Consider the following 19,463-nt stretch of genomic DNA (forward strand, 5'->3'; position numbering starts at 1 on the left):
CAACCGTTCATTCCACTTCTCCGCTTCTTCTCGCGGAGATGTCGGGGTCGCGAGAAACCCGGGAATCCGGGAATCCGGGAAGTCCAGTGAATCTAGGGAGTCGCACTCATGAGGGCAGCGGACGGCCTGGACTCGGCGCTCGCCGTCGTCGGTGTCTCGTGTCGCTTTGCCGGGGCCGAGAACCCCGACGAGCTGTGGCGGCTGCTGGCCTCGGGCGGGAGCGGCGTCGGCGAGGTGCCGCCCGGCCGCTGGACGGGAGCCGCCGCCGCACAGACTCCGCGCGCCGGCGCCTACCTGGAGCACGTCGACGAGTTCGACGCCGCGTTCTTCGGGATCTCCCCGCGCGAGGCCCCGTACGTCGACCCCCAGCAACGGCTCGCCCTCGAACTGGGCTGGGAGGCGCTGGAGGACGCCCGGATCACACCGGACCGGATCCGCGGCACCCGGCTCGGCACATTCGTCGGCGTCACCGGCGACGACTACGCCCAACTCCTGTACCCGCACGCCCAGACACTCGCCACGCAGCACGCGCTGACCGGCGTGCAGCGCGGCGTCCTCGCCAACCGGCTGGCCGCCTTCCTCGGCGCCCGCGGACCGAGCATCACCGTCGACTCCGCGCAGTCCTCCTCCCTGGTCGCACTCCACCTCGCGGGCGCGAGCCTGCGCTCGGGCGAGTCCGACGCCGCCCTGGTCTGCGGCGTCAACCTCCATCTGCTGCCGCAGAGCGTGCTGCTCGCCGCCCGCCTGGGCGCACTGTCCACGCTCGGCCGCTGCTACACCTTCGACGAGCGCGCCGACGGCTACGTACCGGGCGAGGGCGGCGGCGCCGTCGTCCTCAAGCGCCTCGAGACCGCACTCGCCGACGGCGACCGCGTCCTGTGCCTGGTCCGGGGCAGCGCGACCAACAACGACCCCGCCGGAGCGACCCTGACGGCCCCGACCGCCGAGGCCCAGTCCGACGTGCTCACCTCCGCCTACCGGAGCGCCGGCATCGCGCCCGAGGCCGTCGGCTACGTCGAACTGCACGGCACCGGCACCCCCACCGGGGACCCCGTCGAGGCCGCCGCACTGGGCGACGCCCTCGGCCGTCACCGCCCGGCCGACCGGCCCCTCGCCGTCGGCTCGGTGAAGACCAACATCGGTCACCTCAGCGGCGCCGCCGGAATCGCCGGTGTCCTCAAGGTCGTCCTCTCCCTCAAGCACCGTCGGCTGCCCGCGAGCCTGAACTTCGAGAACCCCAACCCCCGCATCCCCTTTGAAGAACTGAACCTCCGTGTACAGCGGGAACCGGGGCCGTGGCCCGACGGACCCACGGGGGCGGGGGGCGAGGGCGGTGAACTCGTCGCCGGTGTCAGCTCCTTCGGCATGGGCGGTACCAACTGCCACGTGGTCCTGTCCGACTGGAACGCTCCTTCGGTGGCGCCCGCCGTCCCGCCTGTGTCACTTCCCGAGGTGCCGTGGCTGCTGTCCGGACGCAGCGAGGCCGCCCGGCGTGACGCCGCGTCCCGGCTGGCGAGCAGCGGCGCGGTTCACGACACGGACGCGTCGGCGGCGGATGTCGCATGGTCCCTCGCGGCGTCACGCAAGGGCTTCGAGTGGCGGGCCGCCGTTGTGGCGTCCTCGCACGAGGAATTGCTGACCGGGGTGCGCGGGCTCGCCGACGGGACCCTCGCACCCGAGGTCGAGTTGTCCGGCCCGGCGCCGGGCGAGGTGGGAGTGGTGTTCTCGGGCAGGGCCCCGAAGCCCGGCGGCGCGGCCGCGGTCCTGTCCGCCTTCCCCGTGTTCGCCGAGGCGTTGGCGGAGGTGTGCGAGGCCTTCGACGAGGTGGCCGCGGAGGCCGCCGACACGCTCGGTCCACCGACCGGGGAGAGGGCCCGACTCGGGCTGGAGGAGGGGACGTTCGGCGCGGCGCTGCGTCGGGCCATGACCGCGGAGGCCGGCGAAGCGCAGGCCGACGCAGCGGAGCCGCGGGCGGAACTGGAGTACGGCGACCGGGCGCAGGCCGCCGCCTTCGCGTTCGGCGTCGCCTCGTGGCGGCTGCTGGCCTCGTGGGGTCTCGCGCCGTCGGCGGTGGTGGGACACGCGGTGGGCGAACTGACGGCCGCCCATGTGTCGGGCGTGTGGTCACTGCGGGACGCGGCACGGGTGGTGCTGACGCGCGGGACCTCGCCGACCGGTGAGGCGGAGCCCCGGTCGCGGCAGACACGGGAGGCGGCTCCGCTCACCGACGCCCTGGCGCTGTTGCGGGACAGCGAGGCGTCGGCCTTCGTGGAGATCGGCCCGGACGCCGCTCTCACGGCCCTGGCCGCGGAAACGGACGCGGAGACCCTCCCCGCCGTCATTTCGCTGGTCGGGGAGGCCGAGGACCGGGTGTCGGTCAGGTCGCTGGCGAAGCTGTGGGTGGCGGGCGTCGACGTCGACTGGACCCCTGTGCTGGGCGGTGCCCGAAGTGTCGACCTGCCGGCCTATCCCTTCCAGCGCCGCCGCTTCTGGCTCGACGCGGAGCCGGCACCGGCCGCCACGGAGGCGTCCCACACCGACGGCACCGACACCGACGGCACCGACACCGGCCCCGCCGAGGACACCGCGCACCCCGGCCGCGAGGCCGTTGCCCGGCTGACCGCGCTCACCGGACCGAAACGGACGGCGGCCCTGCGCACCCTCGTGTGCGAACAGGCGGCCGTCGTCATGCGGGACACGGACCCGGTCGACCCGGCGCTCACGTTCAAGGACCTCGGTTTCGACTCCGTCATGATCGAGGAACTCGGCAGGACCCTCGCGGCGTGCACGGGACTGCCCGTCAAGGCGAGCACGGTCTTCGACCACCCCACGCCCCAGGCACTAGCCGCGCACATCGACGGCGCGCTCACCGCCGGCGGCAGGGACACCGGTCCGCAACAGGCGTCCAACGAGCCCCGCGGCAGCGGGAAACCAGCCACCGGACTGGCCACACGCTCCGCACCGCCACGAGTGACGGCCACGGACCCGGACCACCCCGGTTCCACGACGCCCACCGCTCAACCGGACGATGAGACGACCGGCCCGGCAGACGAGCAGGACAAGCGCCCACGGCACACCGACGACGAACCCGTTGCCGTAGTCGGCATGGCCTGCCGCTACCCCGGCGGCGTCGCCTCGGCGGACGATCTCTGGCGTCTGGTCGCGGACGGCGCACACGCCGCCACGACCTGGCCCGCCGACCGCGGCTGGGCAGCGCACGGAACGGACACGGACGAGGCCGCTCCCGGCGGCGGATTCCTCGACGGGGCGGCGGACTTCGACGCGGACTTCTTCGGCGTCGCCCCGCGTGAGGCGCTGGCGATGGACCCGCAGCAGCGGTTGCTCCTGGAGACCTCCTGGGAAGCCCTCGAACACGCCGGAATGGACCCGCACGGCCTGCGCCGCTCCACCACCGGCGTCTACGTCGGCGCCACCAACCACGACTACGGCCCCCGCGCCCACCACGCGCCGGACCACCTCGCAGGCCAGATCCTCACCGGCAGCACCCCGAGCGTGATCTCGGGCCGGGTGGCCTACACGTTCGGTTTCGAGGGCCCGGCGGTGACGGTGGACACGGCGTGTTCGTCGTCGCTGGTGGCGATACATCTGGCGGGCAGGGCCCTGCGGTCGGGCGAGTGCGACCTCGCCCTGGCCGCGGGCGTGACCGTCATGGCGACGGACGGCATGTTCCGCGAGTTCGGCAGACAAGGGGGTCTGGCGGCCGACGGCCGGTGCAAGCCCTTCTCGGCGGACGCCGACGGCACGGCGTGGTCCGAGGGCGTGGGAGTCCTGGTCCTGGAACGCCTGTCGGACGCCCGGCGCAACGGGCACCAGGTACTCGCGGTCGTGCGGGGGAGCGCGGTCAATCAGGACGGTGCGTCCAACGGCCTGTCCGCGCCCAGCGGTCCCGCGCAACAGAGGGTGATCCGGGCGGCGTTGGCGGATGCGGGGCTGGGCGTGTCGGACGTGGATGTGGTGGAGGCGCACGGTACGGGGACGAGGTTGGGTGATCCGATCGAGGCGGAGGCGTTGCTTGCGACGTACGGTCAGGGGCGTGATCCGGGGCGGCCGTTGTGGCTGGGGTCGGTGAAGTCGAACATTGGGCATACTCAGGCCGCCGCCGGCGTCGCGGGTGTCATCAAGATGGTGGAGGCACTGCGGCACGGCGTGCTGCCGGGTTCCCTGTATGCGGATCGGCCGTCGTCGCATGTCGACTGGTCTTCCGGTGGGGTGCGGTTGCTGGCTGGGGCGCGTGAGTGGTCCGGAGTGGGGCGGGTGCGCCGGGCGGGTGTGTCCTCGTTCGGGATCAGCGGCACCAACGCCCACGTCGTCGTGGAACAGGCCCCGGCCGCGATCGAGCCGGTGAGCCGCCGCGATGAGCCCTCCGTGGTTCCGTGGGTGCTCTCCGCCCACAGCACCGACGCGCTCCGGAACCAGGCGGAGCGTCTGGCGGCGTTCGTGGACGCCCGCCAGGACGTGTCCGCCGCGGACGTGGGCCTCTCCCTGGCCTCCGGTCGTGCGGTGCTGGGGCATCGTGCGGTGGTGGCGGGGGCTTCGCGGGAGGAACTGCTTGACGGGGTGCGGGCGTTGGCGCGGGGTGCTGGTGACGTGGGTGGGGTGCGGGTGGATGGTGCTGTGTCGAGGGCGGTGTTCGTTTTTCCGGGGCAGGGGTCGCAGTGGGTGGGTATGGCGGTGGAGTTGTTGGGGGATGTGCCGGTGTTCGCGGAGCGGATGGGGGAGTGTGCGGCGGCGTTGGAGCCGTATATGGATGTTGGGTTGTTGGATGTGTTGGGTGATGGTGGGGCGTTGGGGCGGGTGGAGGTGGTGCAGCCGGCGTTGTGGGCGGTGATGGTGTCGTTGGCTGCGGTGTGGGAGTGGTTGGGGGTGCGTCCGGGTGCGGTGGTGGGTCATTCGCAGGGGGAGATTGCGGCGGCGGTGGTGGCGGGTGCGTTGAGTGTGGAGGACGGTGCGCGGGTGGTGGCGCTGCGGAGTAGGGCGATCGCGGCCGAACTCGCCGGTCATGGCGGCATGGTGGCGGTGCAGCGGCCTCTGGTGGAGGTGGAGCGGCTGCTCGGGGCGTATGAGGGGGAGGTGACGGTCGCCGCCGTGAACAGCCCGGCATCCACTGTGGTTTCCGGCGGCACCGAGGCGCTCGACGCTTTGACGGCGGACTGTGAGACCCGGGGCATTCGGGCCCGCCGTATCCCCGTGGACTACGCTTCCCATTCGGCGCAGGTGGACGCGCTCGCCGACCGTATCCTCGCCGATCTGGCCCCGATCAGGGCGGGCCGCGCCCGGGTGCCGTTCTTCTCGACGGTCACCGGCGACTGGCTCGGCGACGACGTGCCGGACGCTGCCTACTGGGTACGCAACCTCCGGCACCGGGTCCGCTTCGAAGACGCGGTGAAAGAGCTGGCCGCCGACGGCTTCGACGCCTTCGTGGAATGCAGCGCCCACCCCGTACTCGCCGGAAATGTGACACACACGCTGGAGGAAGCCGACCAGGACGCGGTCGTGGTCGGCTCGCTGCTCCTCGGCGACGGAGGTCTGCGACGCCTGCTGACCTCACTGAGCGCCGTCTTCACCCACGGCGTACCCGTGGACTGGTCCCAGATCTACGCCGGCACCGGTGCCCGCCACGTCACACTGCCCTCGTACGCCTTCCAGCGGGAGCGCTTCTGGCTCGCCCCCGACACCGGCACCGGCGCCCCGGACATCGCGTCCGCCGGGCTCACCCCGGCCGGCCACCCCCTGCTCGGCGCGGCCGTGCGCACCGCGACCGACGAGAGCCTCGTCCTGACCGGACGAATCACCGCCCAGAGCCACCGCTGGCTCTACGACCACGCCGTCGGCACACTCCCGCTCCTGCCGGGAACCGCCCTGCTCGAACTGGCGGTCCACGCCGGCGCCCGGCACGGCACCCCCCACATCGACGAACTCACCCTGCACGCCCCGCTGCCGCTGCCCGCCGAGGGCGACGCCACGGACCTCCAGGTCACCGTCACCGCCGACGGCCCCGACCGCGCGAGCGCGACCGTGCACAGCCGCCCCGGCACCGACCGGGACTCCCGCGCCCCCTGGACCCACCACGCGACAGCGGCACTCCGCACGGCCGCCCCCGCACCGGACCCCGCCGCACCCGACTGGGCCGCCACCTGGCCGCCCCCCGGCACCACCGAGACCGACCTCACCGGCTTCTACGACGACCTGGCCGACGACGGATACGTCTACGGCCCCGCCTTCCGGTGCCTGGCCCGCCTCTGGAACGCCCCCGACGGCACCGTCTACGCGGAGACGCGCCTGCCCGAGCACGACGAGCCCGAGCATCTGGACGACGGCGCGGGCTTCGCCCTCCACCCGGCGCTCCTCGACGCCGTCCTGCACGCCGCGGTCACCACCGGCCGCTCCGAGGGCGGACCGCGCCTGCCGTACGCCTTCGAGAACGTCGCCGTACACACCCCCGGAGCCCGCACGCTGCGCGCCCGCATCACCCCCGACAGAGGCTCTGCCGTCACCCTCGACCTCGCCGAACCCTCGGGGCGGCCAGTGGCGAGCATCGGCTCCCTCACCCTGCGGCCCGCCGACACCACGCAGCTCACCGCGGCGCACGGCACGGCGGCCCGCTCCCTGTTCGCCGTGGCATGGGAACCGCTTCCGCTGCCCAAAGAAGCCCGCCCCACCGGCCACTGGGCCGTACTCACCGACGACGACGCTTCCCCGGTCCCGAACGCCCTGCGGAACGCCGGCGCCGCACCGCACACCTACCGCGACCTCGACGGCCTGCGCGCCGCCCTCGACACCGGCGCCACCGCACCCGACATCCTCGTGTGGACCGTGCGCGACCGGCACAGCGACACGGTGTCCGCGGCGTACGGCCACGCGGCCACGGCCCTGGAGACCGCCCGCGCCCTGCTCCTCGACGAACGCCTGGCCGCCACTCGCCTCCTCACCGTCACGGAGGAAGCGGTCGGCCCGACCCCCGTGGCCGGTGTCGCCGCCGCCACCGTCTGGGGCTTCCTGCGCACCGCACACACGGAGACCCCCGGCCGGTTCCTCCTGGCCGACACCGACCAGGACCCCGAATCGCTGCGCCTCCTGCCCGCCCTCGCCGCGGGCGACGAACCCCAGGTCGCGCTGCGCGCAGGCCGGGCCCACGCCCCCCGGCTCGCCCGCGTCACCGGCCCGGCCGACGACACCACCAAGCCCTTCGGACCCGACAGCACGGTCCTGCTCACCGGCGCCACCGGACACATCGGCCGACTGATCGCCCGGCGCCTGGTCCACGAGCACGGCGTACGCCGACTCGTCCTCGTCAGCCGACGCGGAACCGCGGCCACCGGCGACCTCACCGCCGAACTCACCGGCGCGGGCTGCGAGGTGACCACACTGCGCTGCGACCCGGCGGACCACGACGCCCTGCGGACCGCGCTCGCGGGCATCCACGCCGACCACACCCTCACCGCGGTGGTGCACGCGGCGGGCGCCCTCGACGACGGAGTCATCACCTCACTGACGCCCGACCAGCTGACCACCGCGCTGCGCCCCAAGGTGGACGCCGCCTGGAACCTGCACGAACTCACCCGCGACGAGCCGCTGACCGCGTTCGTCCTCATGTCCTCGGTCTCCGGCGTCCTCGGCGGCGCGGGGCAGGCCAACTACGCCGCCGCCAACGCGTTCCTCGACGCCCTCGCCGTTCACCGCGCCGGCCTGGGCCTCCCGGGACAGAGCCAGGTGTGGGGCCTGTGGGAACAGGACGACCTCAGCGGCGGCATGGCCTCCGGCCTCGACACCACCGACCGCGCGAGGCTGGCCCGGCTCGGCGTGGCGCCCCTGCCCGAGGACGAGGCCCTCGCGCTGTTCGACCGAGCGGTCGCCGACTCCGGGCCGCTCGTCGTCCCCACCAAGCTGGATCTGCGCCGGGTACGCGAACAAGCGCCCCGCGAGGGGGTACCGGCGCTGCTGCGCGGACTCGTCCGCCCGGCGCGGCCCGCGGGTGCCGACGGGACGTTCACCGAGCGTCTGACGGCCCTCGCGCCGCACGAACGGACCGACCTGGCCCTCGGACTCGTACGGGACCTGGCCTCCGCCGTCCTCGGCCACGCCTCGGCCGACCGGATCCCCGTCTCGCGCGCCTTCCGCGACTTCGGCTTCGACTCGCTCAGCGCACTCGAACTGCGCAACCGGCTGAACAACGCGACCGGACTGCGCCTTCCCGCCGGACTGGTCTTCGACCACCCCACCCCCACCGAACTCGCCGCCCACCTGGTGGACCAACTCGTGGGCCCGGCCCAGGAGGAGGAGCAGTCCGCCGCGCCGGCCGCACCCACGGACGAACCTCTCGCGATCGTCGGCATGGCCTGCCGCTACCCCGGCGGCGTCACCGGCCCGGAGGAACTCTGGGAGTTGACGGCCACCGGCGCCGACGGCATCGGCCGCTTCCCGGCGGACCGCGGCTGGGACCTCGACGGGCTCTACCACCCCGACCCGGACCACACCGGTACGTCGTACACCCGTGAGGGCGGATTCCTGTACGGCGCGGGCGACTTCGACGCCGGCCTCTTCGGCATCGCGCCGCGTGAGGCGCTGGCGATGGACCCGCAGCAGCGGTTGCTCCTGGAGACCTCCTGGGAGGCACTCGAACAGGCCGGACTCGACGCGGACGACCTGCACGGCAGCCGTACCGGCGTCTTCGCGGGACAGGTGTACCACGACTACGCACCGCCGCTTGAGCAGACCCCCGGGCACGTCGAGGGCCTGCTCATGACCGGCGGCGCGGGCAGCGTCCTGTCCGGCCGGGTGGCCTACACGTTCGGTTTCGAGGGCCCGGCGGTGACGGTGGACACGGCGTGTTCGTCGTCGCTGGTGGCGATACATCTGGCGGGCAGGGCCCTGCGGTCGGGTGAGTGCGACCTCGCCCTGGCCGGCGGCGTGACCGTCATGGCCACCCCCAGCCCCTTCGTACAGTTCGCCCGGCAGCGAGGTCTGGCGGCCGACGGCCGGTGCAAGCCCTTCTCGGCGGACGCCGACGGCATCGGAATGGCCGAGGGCGCGGGTGTCCTCGTCCTGGAACGTCTGTCGGACGCCCGGCGCAACGGCCACCGCGTACTCGCGGTCGTCCGGGGCAGCTCCATCAACCAGGACGGGGCCAGCAACGGTCTGACCGCACCGAACGGTCCCGCGCAACAGAGGGTGATCCGGGCGGCGTTGGCGGATGCGGGGCTGGGCGTGTCGGACGTGGATGTGGTGGAGGCGCACGGTACGGGGACGAGGTTGGGTGATCCGATCGAGGCGGAGGCGTTGCTTGCGACGTACGGTCAGGGGCGTGATCGGGAGCGGCCGTTGTGGCTGGGGTCGGTGAAGTCGAACATTGGGCATACTCAGGCCGCTGCTGGTGTGGCGGGTGTCATCAAGATGGTGGAGGCGCTGCGGCACGGTGTGCTGCCGGGTTCCCTGTATGCGGATCGGCCGTCGTCGCATGTCGACTGGTCTTCCGGTGGGGTGCGGTTGCTGGCTGGGGCGCGTGAGTGGTCCGGGGTGGGGCGGGTGCGCCGGGCGGGTGTGTCCTCGTTCGGGATCAGCGGCACCAACGCCCACCTGATCCTCGAAGAGGCACCCGCTCGCACCGGAGCCGGAGAAGAGCGGCGCACCGAACTCCCGGTCGTGCCGTGGGTGATCTCCGGACACAACCACACCGCCCTGCGCGCACAGGCCGGTCGGCTGGCGGGCTTCGTCGAGGCACGGCCGGACACCTCCGTCACGAGTGTCGGCGCCGCGCTCGCGTCCGGTCGTGCGGTGCTGGGGCATCGTGCGGTGGTGGCGGGGGCTTCGCGGGAGGAACTGCTTGACGGGGTGCGGGCGTTGGCGCGGGGTGCTGGTGACGTGGGTGGGGTGCGGGTGGATGGTGCTGTGTCGAGGGCGGTGTTCGTTTTTCCGGGGCAGGGGTCGCAGTGGGTGGGTATGGCGGTGGAGTTGTTGGGGGATGTGCCGGTGTTCGCGGAGCGGATGGGGGAGTGTGCGGCGGCGTTGGAGCCGTATATGGATGTTCCTCTGCTGGATGTGTTGGGTGATGGTGGGGCGTTGGGGCGGGTGGAGGTGGTGCAGCCGGCATTGTGGGCGGTGATGGTGTCGTTGGCTGCGGTGTGGGAGTGGTTGGGGGTGCGTCCGGGTGCGGTGGTGGGTCATTCGCAGGGGGAGATTGCGGCGGCTGTGGTGGCGGGTGCGTTGAGTGTGGAAGACGGTGCGCGGGTGGTGGCGCTGCGGAGTAGGGCGATCGCGGCCGAACTCGCCGGTCATGGCGGCATGGTGGCGGTGCAGCGGCCTCTGGTGGAGGTGGAGCGGCTGCTCGGGGCGTATGAGGGGGAGGTGACGGTCGCCGCCGTGAACAGCCCGGCATCCACTGTGGTTTCCGGCGGCACCGAGGCGCTCGACGCTTTGACGGCGGACTGTGAGACCCGGGGCATTCGGGCCCGCCGTATCCCCGTGGACTACGCTTCCCATTCGGCGCAGGTGGACGCGCTCGCCGACCGTATCCTCGCCGATCTGGCCCCGATCAGGGCGGGCCGCGCCCGGGTGCCGTTCTTCTCGACGGTCACCGGCGACTGGCTCGGCGACGACGTGCCGGACGCCGCCTACTGGGTACGCAATCTGCGTCGGCCGGTGCGTTTCGAGGAAGCCGTACGCGCCCTCGCCGCGACGGACGCCGGCGCGTTCGTGGAATGCAGCGCCCACCCGGTGCTGACCTCGGCCGTGCAGGACACGCTCGACGCGGCCGGCCACGAGGCCGCGGTCACCGGAACGCTGCGCCGCGACGACGGAGGAGGGCGACGCCTGTTCGCCTCGTTGGGCGAGGCCTTCGCCCAAGGAGTGTCCGTGGACTGGGCACGGGCGTTCGCCGACGCCGGCGCCGGACAGGTCGAACTGCCCACCTACGCCTTCCAGCGCGAACGTTACTGGTGGGACACCGACATGCTCCGCAAGCCCGCCGCGCAGAACGCCACACGCCCCGCCGACGACACCGTCTTCTGGGGGGCCGTGGAGAGCGAGGGCGCCGACAATCTGGCCGGTCTCCTCGACATCGACGGCGACACGCTGGACGGTGTGCTGCCCGCCCTGCGGACCTGGCGTCGGCACCGCAGGGCCACGGCCGCCGTCGACTCATGGCAGTACCACGTGCGCTGGACCCCCGCCGCCCTGCCCGAAAGCCCCGTCCTGGACGGCACATGGCTGCTGGCCCTGCCCGCCGACCGCGCCGCGGCGACCGACTGCGCCGACGCGGTGGCCGCCGCCGTACGCGACCACGGCGGTGATGTCGCCACGCTCACCCTGGCCACGGACGCCACCCGGGACGACATCGTGCGCCGGCTGCCCGACGGGACCTTCGCGGGTGTGCTGTCCCTGCTGACCGTCGCCGACGGCGCCGCCACAGCGGGCGGCGTCGCGCGCACCGGCCTCACCACGACCGTCGCCCTGCTCCAGGCACTCGGCGAGGCCGGGACCGACGGACCCCTGTGGTGCCTGACCCACGACGCGGTCACCGCCACCACGCAGGACGCGCGCACCGTCCGGGACAACGCCGCGGCCCAGCACATGGTGTGGGGCCTCGGCAGGATCGCGGCCCTGGAACACCCCGAGCGCTTCGGCGGCCTCGTCGACCTGCCCGCACGGCCCGACGCACGCACGGGACGCCTCCTCGCGGCGGTCCTGTCCGGCGACACCGGCGAGGACCAGGTGGCCCTGCGCCCGTCCGGCGCCCTCGTCCGCCGGCTCTCCCGCACAGGTGCCTCCGAGGCCCGACCGGCGTGGCGTCCGCGCGGCACCGTCCTGGTGACCGGCGGCACCGGAGGTCTCGGCGCCCGCGTGGCCCGCCACCTCGCCCGCACGGGCGCCGAACACCTTCTGCTGGCCAGTCTGCGCGGCCCCGACGCGCCGGGCGCCACCGAACTGCGCGCGGACCTGGAGGAGACCGGCGTACGCGTCACCCTCGCCGCCTGCGATGTCGGAGACCGCGCGGCCCTCGCCGAGCTGCTCGCCACGGTGTCCGCCGACTGCCCGCTGACGGCGGTCGTGCACACCGCGGCGGTCCTCGACGACTCCGTGGTCGAACGCCTCACCCCCGACCGGATCGACCGAGTCCTGCGGGTCAAGGCCGACGGCGCCCGGCACCTGCACGAGCTGACCCGGGACACCGACCTGGACGCCTTCGTGCTCTTCTCCTCCCTGGCCGGCACCCTGGGCGCCTCCGGGCAGGGCAACTACGCCCCCGGCAACGCCTACCTGGACGCCCTCGCCGAGCAGCGGCACGCCCTGGAGCTGCCCGCCACCTCCATCGCCTGGAGCATCTGGGACGAGCGGGGCATGGCCGCCGAGGGCGACATCGAGGCCACCGCCGGCCGCCACGGCCTGCCCGTGATGGATCCCGACCTGGCGGCCGCGGCCCTCCTCACGGTGGCCGGTGACACCGAACCGACGGTCCTGGTCGCGGACGTGGAGTGGGACAGGTTCCACGTGGCCTACACCGCCACCCGCCCCAGCCCGTTCCTCGCCGACCTGCCCGAGATACGACAGCTCACCGCCGCGGCCACCCGGCAGGCCGCGGACACGGACGCGGGCACCGGAACTCTCGCCGCCCGCATCACCGCACTGGGCGACCGGGCCGAACAACAGGCCGCCCTGCTCACCCTGGTTCGCGAACATGCCGCCAAGGTCCTCGGTCACTCCGGTCCCGACGCCGTGGAGCCCACCACCGCCTACCGGGACCTCGGCCTCGACTCCGTCACAGCCGTCGAACTGCGCAACCGGCTCAACAGCGCGACCGGACTCCGCCTGGCCTCCACCATCGCGTTCGACCACCCCAACGCCCGTTCCCTCGCAGCCCACTTGTGGGACGAACTCGTCGGCGGCGCGAGCGCGGACCCGGCCCCCGCACCCACACCCGTCCACGCCCCGGCCTCGGCGGACGAGGACGACCGGATCGCCGTCGTGGGCATGAGCTGCCGCTTCCCCGGGGACGTCCGCTCCCCGCAAGACCTGTGGCACCTGCTCCGCGACGGGGTCGACGCGATCACCCCGTTCCCCGACGACCGGGGGTGGGACCTCGACACGCTCGGCGCGGCCGACTCCGGTGGCCGCACCGGCACTTCGAGCACCCACGAGGGCGGATTCCTCCGGGACGCGGCCGACTTCGACGCCGGGTTCTTCGGGATCTCGCCGCGTGAGGCGCTGGCGATGGACCCGCAGCAGCGGTTGCTCCTGGAGACCTCCTGGGAGGCACTGGAGCAGGCGGGCATCGACCCGACCGGCCTGCGCGGCACCCGCGCCGCGGTGTTCACCGGCACCAACGGCGGCGACTACCTCGCCGTCGGCCCCGACGTGCCCGAGGAGACCGCCGGATACGTCGCCACGGGCAACATCGGCAGTGTCCTCTCCGGACGCGTCGCCTACACCCTCGGACTGGAGGGACCGGCCCTCACCGTCGACACGGCCTGTTCCGCATCCCTCGTCGCTCTGCACCTGGCCGTGCGTTCGCTGCGCCAGGGCGAGTGCGACCTCGCCCTCACCGGCGGCGTCACCGTCATGTCCACTCCGGGCATCTTCACCGAGTTCACCCGCCAGGGCGGCCTGGCACCCGACGGACGCAGCAAGGCGTTCGGAGCGGGCGCGGACGGCGCCGGGTTCGCCGAGGGCGTCGGTGTCCTCGTCGTCGAACGGCTCTCGGACGCCCGGCGCAACGGGCACCAGGTGCTCGCGGTCGTGCGGGGGAGCGCGGTCAATCAGGACGGTGCGTCCAACGGCCTGTCCGCGCCCAGCGGTCCCGCGCAACAGCGCGTGATCCGCGAGGCGTTGGCGGATGCCGGGCTGAGTGCGTCGGACGTGGACGTGGTGGAGGCGCACGGTACGGGGACGAGGCTGGGGGACCCGATCGAGGCCGGGGCGTTGCTTGCGACGTACGGGCAGGGGCGTGATCCGGAGCGGCCGTTGTGGCTGGGCTCGGTCAAGTCGAACATCGGGCACACTCAGGCCGCCGCCGGCGTCGCGGGTGTCATCAAGACCGTCCTCGCCCTGCGGCACGGCGCCCTGCCCCGCACTCTGCACGCCGAGGAGCCCTCCGCACACGTCGACTGGTCCTCCGGCACCGTGGCGCTCCTCACCGAGCCGCGCGACTGGCCCGAGACGGGACGGCCCCGACGCGCCGGAGTCTCCTCGTTCGGAGTCAGCGGCACGAACGCCCACGTCATCCTGGAACAGGGCCCGGACCCCGTGACCCGCGACGACGACCACCGCCCCGACGGTACGACCGGACCCTGGATCCTGTCGGCGCTGTCCGACGCGGCCCTGCGCGACCAGGCCCGGCGCCTGTCGCCGTTGACGGAAGGCATCACCGGGACCGCTCGGACCGACGACATCGGCCACGCCCTCGCGACCACCCGTGCCGTGTTCGACCACCGGGCGGTCGTCCTGGGCGCGAACGGCACCGAGTTGGCGAGCGCGTTGACCGACCTCGCGGAGGGTCGGCAGACACCCGCCGTCGTTCGCGGCACTGCCACCACCTCCGACGACCGCGTTGTCTTCGTCTTTCCGGGGCAGGGGTCGCAGTGGGTGGGTATGGCGGTGGAGTTGTTGGGGGATGTGCCGGTGTTCGCGGAGCGGATGGGGGAGTGTGCGGCGGCGTTGGAGCCGTATATGGATGTTCCTCTGCTGGATGTGTTGGGTGATGGTGGGGCGTTGGGGCGGGTGGAGGTGGTGCAGCCTGCTTTGTGGGCGGTGATGGTGTCGTTGGCTGCGGTGTGGGAGTGGTTGGGGGCGCGTCCGGGTGCGGTGGTGGGTCATTCGCAGGGGGAGATTGCGGCGGCTGTGGTGGCGGGTGCGTTGAGTGTGGAGGACGGTGCGCGGGTGGTGGCGCTGCGGAGTAGGGCGATCGCGGCCGAACTCGCCGGTCATGGCGGCATGGTGGCGGTGCAGCGGCCTCTTGCGGAGGTGGAGCGGCTGCTCGGGGCGTATGAGGGGGAGGTGACGGTCGCCGCCGTGAACAGCCCTGCCACGACAGTGGTTTCCGGCGGCACGGAGGCCCTCGACGCTTTGACGGCGGACTGCGAGAGCCAACGCATCCGGGCCCGCCGCATCCCCGTCGACTACGCCTCCCACTGCGCCCAGGTCGACACCATCCGCGCGCAGGTCGAAAAGGCGGCGGCCGACGTGGTGCCGCGCCCGCCGCGGGTACCGTTCTTCTCCACGGTGACCGGCGGCGACCTCGCCCAGACGGCACTGGACGGCACGTACTGGTACCGGAACCTGCGCTCCACCGTCCGCTTCGAAGAGACCGTACGGGCCCTGTTCGACGCGGGATTCCGCAGGTTCGTCGAGGCAAGCGCGCACCCGGTGCTGACCACCGGCGTGCAGCTCACCGCCGAGGACCACGGGGTGGACGTGACCGTCACGGGCACCCTGCGCCGCGACGACGGTGGTCGGCCGCGCCTGCTGCGGTCGCTCGCCGAGGCGTTCGTGACCGGCGTACCGGTGCGGTGGTCCCGCGCCTTCGACGGCCGCCCCGTGCGCCGGGTCGAACTGCCCACGTACGCCTTCCAGCGCAAGCGCTACTGGGTGGCGGACGGGGGCGGCAGCGCCCGGCGCGGTGCGCACGTGCACCAGGACGGCATGGAGGCCACCGGGCACGCCCTGCTCGACAGCGCGGTGAAGCTGCCCGGGACCGGCGGGGCCCTGTTCACCGGCCGCCTGTCACTGCGGGAACAGCCCTGGCTGCGCGACCACACCGTACGTGGCCGCGTGCTGGTGCCGGGCACGGCACTGCTGGACATGGTGCTGCGCGCCGGGGACGCGGTCGGCTGCGAACGGGTCGAGGAACTGACCCTCGAGACCCCGCTGCTCCTGGACGAGTCCCGACCGACTCAGGTACAGGTGCTGGTGGCCGGGGCGGCACAGGACGGCAGCCGCGCGGTGGATGTCCACGCCCGTCTCCAGGACTCAGAGTGCCGGGAGGCGGACTGGGTGCGGCATGCGCGCGCGACGCTGGTGAGCGGCGCCGCACACGAGGACCCCGCCGGCCCGGAGGGGTGGCCACCGGCACCCGCGCAACACGTGGACATCACGGGCCTCTACGAACGGCTGGACGAGCAAGGCCTCACCTACGGACCGGAGTTCCAAGGGCTCACGGAGGTGTGGCGCGGGTCCGAGGGCGAGCTGTTCGCCGAAGTCTCCCTGCCCGAGGCGGACGTGACAGGATTCGGTGTCCACCCGGCGCTCCTTGACGCCGCCCTGCACGCCTGGCCGGCGTGCGCGGACGACGACCAGTCCATCGGGCGGCTGCCCTTCCTCTGGACCGGAGTCACCCTGCACGCCACCGGGGCGACGCGACTGCGGGCATGGCTCACCCCGACCGCCGAGGACGCCTTCTCGGTACGGGTCACGGACAGCGAGGGGCTGCCGGTCCTGACCGCCGACGGACTGCTGACCCGCCCGCTCGACGAGGCGCGCCTGCCCGCGCCGCGCGAGGAGGGCGTCGCCGCTGCCTACCGGGTGGCCTGGACTCCCGTGCCCGCGCCGGACCAGGACACGGAACCCCTGCGTGTCGCGGTGCTCGGCGACGCGTCCGCCACACTGCCCGAGCCGGACCCGGCCTACGCCGGATGCGCCGACCCGGCGGCACTGGAGGAACACCTGACCCATGAGGAGCTGCCGGCACCCGGGCACGTCCTGGTGGACCTGCGGGCCGACGCGTCCCCGGACACCGACGACGACATGGCGGCAGCCGCCGAACGCACCGCCCTGCACGCGCTGAAGCTCGTGCAACAGTGGCTGGAAGGCGAGCGGTTCACGGAGTCCCGGCTGGTCCTCGTCACCGGCGGAGCGGTACAGGTCCGAGACGGCGAACGCATGGACCACCTCGCCGCCGCACCCGTGTGGGGCATGGTGCGCTCGGCACAGACCGAGCATCCCGGGCGCTTCGTCCTCCTCGACATACTCGACGACACCGCCACGGCGCCCGACACCGTGCTGCGCGCCCTGACCGCGGACGAACCCCAACTCGCCGTCCGCGGCGACGACATCCTCGCCCCACGACTGGTGCGAAGCGACGCACCGCCGGACCACGGGCTCGCCCCCGTGCGGGAACAAGGGGAGTCCGCCCCGGCGCACGACGAGGAGCCGGCCGGGGAACACAGGCTCACCCACGCCGGGAACGGCACCCTCGAAGGGATCGTCTGGGATCCCGCGCCGGAGAACGACGGCGACCGCGTCCTGGGCGAGCACGAGGTGCGGATCGAGATCCGAGCCGTCGGCCTCAACTTCCGGGACGTGCTGATTCCCCTGGGCATGTATCCGGACGCCGAGAACGCGCGGATGGGCAGCGAGGGCGCCGGCGTGGTCACCGGGGTCGGCTCCGGTGTGACGGCTGTCTCCGTCGGCGACCGGGTCATGGGCGTCTGGCAGGACGGGTTCCGGTCCTGCGTCGTGGTGGATGAGCGGGTGGTGGTGGGGGTTCCGCAGGGGTGGTCGTTTGTTGAGGCGGCTTCGGTGCCGGTGGCGTTTGTGACGGCGTTCTACGCGTTGGTGGATGTGGCGGGTGTGCGGGTGGGTGAGTCGGTGTTGGTGCATGCGGCTGCGGGTGGTGTGGGGATGGCTGCGGTGCAGTTGGCGCGGTGGTTGGGTGCGGAGGTGTGTGCGACGGCGAGTGAGTCGAAGTGGGCGGTGGTGCGGGGGTTGGGTGTTGCGGGGGACCGGATTGCTTCGTCGCGGTCGGTGGGGTTCGCGGAGGTGTTCGGGTCGGGGGTGGACGTGGTGGTGGATTCGTTGGCAGGGGAGTTGGTGGACGCTTCGTTGGGGTTGGTGCGTCCGGGTGGCCGGTTCGTGGAGCTGGGCAAGGCGGATGTGCGGGACCCGGGGGAGGTCGCGGCTGCCTATGAGGGCGTGATGTACCGGGCGTTCGATCTGGCCGAGGTGGCACCGGAACGGCTGGGGGAGATGCTGCGTGAGGTGGTGGGCTTGTTCGAGGCCGGTGTGCTGGAGCTGCTGCCGAGGCGGGAGTGGGATGTGCGGCGGGCTGGTGAGGCGTTCGGGTTGATGGGTCGGGCGGGGCATGTGGGGAAGTTGGTGTTGAGTGTTCCGGTGGGGTCTGGGGGTGTGTCGACGTCTGTTGGTGCTGTTGGTGCTGTTGGTGGTGGGGGTGGTTGGGTGTTGGTGTCGGGTGGTTCGGGTGTGTTGGGTGGGGTGGTGGCGCGGTTTTTGGTGGGGGTGCGGGGTGTGCGGCGGTTGGTGTTGTTGAGTCGTGGTGGTGGTGATGTGGGTGGTTTGGTGGGGGAGTTGTCGGGGTGGGGTGCTGAGGTGCGGGTGGTGGTGTGTGATGTGGCGGATCGGGTGGCGTTGGGGGGTGTGGTTGCGGGGTTGCCGGGTGGTGTGTCGGGGGTGGTGCATGCGGCGGGTGTGCTGGATGACGTGGTGGTGGAGGGGTTGTCGGGGGAGCGGTTGCGGGGTGTGCTGGCGGCGAAGGTGGTGGGTGGGTGGAATCTGCATGAGGTGATGGCGGGTTCGGATGGTTTGTTTGTGTTGTTTTCTTCGGCCGCGGGGGTGTTGGGGGCTGGGGGTCAGGCGAATTATGCGGCGGGGAATGCGTTTTTGGACGGGTTGGCGGCGTTTCGGCGCTCGCGTGGGTTGTCGGGTGTGTCGGTGGCGTGGGGGTTGTGGGAGGAGCGGAGTGCGATGACGGGGGGTTTGGAGCGGGCGGACCTCGCGCGGATGCGTCGTATGGGTGTGCTGCCGATGCCCACCGAAGACGGACTGCGCCTCCTCGACACCGCCGAACGGTCGCCGGACAGCCTGGTCGTGGCCGCGCGTTTCGACCCGCGCACCTTGGCCGCGGGCGGCGCCGGCAGTGCCGCCCAGCCCATGCTGCGCGACCTCGCCCACGCATCCGCGCCTCTCCTCCGGCACCGCAGCCTCACCGAGGCCGCCCCCGGCACCGCGGACCGGGCCGCCCCGCTGCCCCCGCGACTCGAAGGCCTGGGAGACGCGGAACGGCACCAACTGGTGCTGCGCACGGTGCGGGAGCACACGGCGACCGTACTGGGCCACGACTCGGCGACCGCGATCCCCGCCGAACGGGGATTCCTGGACCTCGGCATCGACTCGCTCACCGCGGTCGAGCTGCGCAACCGGCTCAAGACCGAGACCGGCCTGCCCCTGTCCGCCACCCTGGTCTTCGACCATCCCGACGCCACCCGCCTCGCCCGGTACCTCTCGCAAGCCCTGGCACCGGTGGAGACCCGCGACGCACCGACACACGCTGACCCGGACCCGCGGGCCGACGGCGCCCCCACTCCGGCGGCCGGTCCCGAGGCCCGCGCCGACGACGTGTCCGGCCACCTGGAGTCGGCGGACGCCGACGAACTCTTCGACTTCATCGACAGGGAATTCGGCTCGAACTGACCGCCACCGGCACACGTGCCGGCACCCCG

At 72.9% G+C, this 19,463-nt stretch carries 1 protein-coding gene; it reads left to right on the forward strand.

Annotated features, from left to right (window positions below; translation table 11 throughout):
• Positions 1-108: 108 nt before the first annotated feature.
• Positions 109-19,434, forward strand: coding sequence for a type I polyketide synthase (locus AC4IHM_RS33110; protein WP_490870659.1), 19,326 nt, complete (start codon positions 109-111; stop codon positions 19,432-19,434).
• Positions 19,435-19,463 lie beyond the last annotated feature (29 nt).

The organism is Streptomyces sp. SL06 (assembly GCF_058244745.1).

Excerpts from the sequence above, each read along its gene's own strand:
- AC4IHM_RS33110 (WP_490870659.1), top strand. The coding sequence starts at position 109 with ATGAGGGCAGCGGACGGCCTGGACTCGGCGCTCGCCGTCGTCGGTGTC.